The 2,382-nt window shown below is 75.0% G+C and carries 1 protein-coding gene; it reads right to left on the bottom strand.

Going from position 1 to position 2,382, the window contains the following annotated elements:
• Positions 1-2,382, bottom strand: a 2,382-nt coding sequence (locus B7767_RS21250) for a type I polyketide synthase (RefSeq protein WP_143652572.1), incomplete at both ends; no start/stop codon positions are given.

Raw genomic sequence — 2,382 nt, 5'->3', positions numbered from 1 at the left:
GTCCAGCAGGACGTCGGGCCAGGCGGCACCGGACGGCAGCGCACCGTCGGCGCCGCCGTCCGCCGCTGCGGCGAACAGGGAGACCGCACCGGCGTACTCGGTGCCGTCGGCGGCTTCCGCCAGCCGTCCGCCGAGAGCGGCGTCGTCCGGAGCGCAGACCACGCGCACCGCGTCGGCGCCGAGGGCGTCGGCGACGGCCTCGGCCCACGGGTCGCCGTCGAGCACGGTGGGGATCAGTACGAGCCAGGGGCCGTCGGCGGCCGGGGACTTGACGGCGCCGGCCGTCAGCGGACGCCAGCTCACCCGGTAGCGCCAGCCGTCCACCAGGGACCGTTCGTTGAGTCCGCGGCGCCACGAGGAGAGCGCGGGCAGCACGTCCGACAGGACGGTGTCGTCCAGGTCGAGCGTGGCGGACAGCGCCTCGAGGTCCTCCCGTTCCACGGCGGCCCAGAAGGCGGCGTCCGCCGGGTCCTGCCCGGCTCCCGCGCCGGACGCGGCAGCCGGTTCGGGCCAGTAGTGCTCGCGCTGGAAGGCGTAGGTGGGCAGCTCGGTACGACGGGCGCCGGTCCCGCGGAACCAGGCGTCCCAGTCGATGTCGACGCCGGTGACGTGGAGTCGGGCCAGCGCGGTGAGCAGGGCGGTCTCCTCGGGACGGTCCTCGCGCAGCACCGGCACCGACACGACGTCCTCGCCGCCGTCCAGCACCCGGGCCGCCATTCCGGTCAGGACACCGTCGGGGCCCAGCTCCAGGAACGCGTTCACACCCGCCCCGGCCAGCGCCCGCACACCATCGGCGAACCGCACCGTCTGCCGGACGTGGCGCACCCAGTAGTCGGCGGAGCACAGCAGGTCGGGGCCGGCGATCTCGCCGGTCACGTTGGACACGACGGGGATGCGCGGCTCGGCGTAGGTCAGACCCTCCGCGACCTCGCGGAAGGCGGCCAGCATGGGCTCCATCAGCGGCGAGTGGAAGGCGTGGCTCACCGACAGCCGCCGCGTCCTGCGGCCCTGGCCGGCGAACTCCTCCGCCAACGCCAGGACTTCCGTCTCGTCACCGGCGACGACCACGGCGTCCGGACCGTTGACCGCCGCCACCGACACACCGGCGGTCAGCTTGCGGGTGACCTCCTCCTCGGCGGCCTCGATCGCCACCATCGCGCCACCCGCGGGGAGTTCCTGCATCAGCCGGGCACGGGCCGCGACCAGCGTGCACGCATCCTCCAGGGACAGCACCCCGGCCACGTGCGCGGCCGCGATCTCACCGACCGAATGGCCTCCGACGAACTCCGGCGTCACACCCCACGACTCCACCAGCCGGAACAACGCCACCTCGACGGCGAACAGCGCCGGCTGCGTGTAGCCGGTGGTGTCGAGGAGTTCCGCCTCGGGAGTGCCCTCCTCGGCGAACAGCACCTCACGCAGCGGACGGTCCGACTCCGCGTCCAGCCGCGCCAGTACGGCGTCGAGGGCTTCGGCGAACACCGGGAACCGGGCGTACAGTTCGCGGCCCATGCCGGGCCGCTGGGAGCCCTGACCCGAGAACAGCACCGCCGGCGACCGCTCCCCCGCACGACCACGCGCCACCTCCACCGGCGCCCCGCCCCCGACGCCCGCGAGCAGCACCGCCCGGTGCTCGAACGCGGTGCGGCCGACGGCCAGGGTGTAGGCGGTGTCGAGAGCCGGGGTGTCCGGGTGGGCGGCGGTGAACGACACCAGCCGTTCGGTCTGGTCCGTGAGGGCCTCGGTGGTGCGGGCGGACACGAGCCAGGGCACTTCGGCGGGCACCACGGGAGCCGCGTCAGTACGTGGCTCGTCGTCCACCGGGGCCTGCTCCAGCAGGACGTGGGCGTTGGTGCCGCTGACGCCGAAGGCGGAGACGCCGGCGCGGCGCGGCCGGCCGGTCTCCGGCCAGGCGCGGTGCTCGCGGAGCAGGGAGACCGTGCCGTCGGACCAGTCGACGTGGGTCGACGGGGTGTCGATGTGGAGGGTGCGGGGCAGTTCGCCGTGGCGCAGGGCGAGCACGGTCTTGATGACGCCGGCGACACCGGCGGCGGCCTGGGTGTGGCCCAGGTTGGACTTGACCGTGCCGAGCAGCAGCGGCCGCTCCGGGTCACGGCCGGTGCCGTAGGCGGCGATGAGGGCGTGCGCCTCGATGGGGTCGCCGAGGGTGGTGCCGGTGCCGTGCGCCTCGACCACGTCGACGTCGGCCGGGGTGAGGCGGGCGTCGGCGAGGGCGGCGCGGATGACGCGCTGCTGGGCGCGGCCGTTGGGGGCGGTCAGGCCGTTGGAGGCGCCGTCCTGGTTGACGGCCGCGCCGCGGACCACCGCGAGCACCTCGTGCCCGTTGCGGCGGGCGTCGGACAGGCGCTCCAGGACCAGGAC

It is taken from the genome of Streptomyces sp. 13-12-16 (assembly GCF_002114215.1).
In the GTDB taxonomy this organism is placed as follows: domain Bacteria; phylum Actinomycetota; class Actinomycetes; order Streptomycetales; family Streptomycetaceae; genus Streptomyces.
This window is presented reverse-complemented; position numbering and strand designations above follow the sequence as displayed.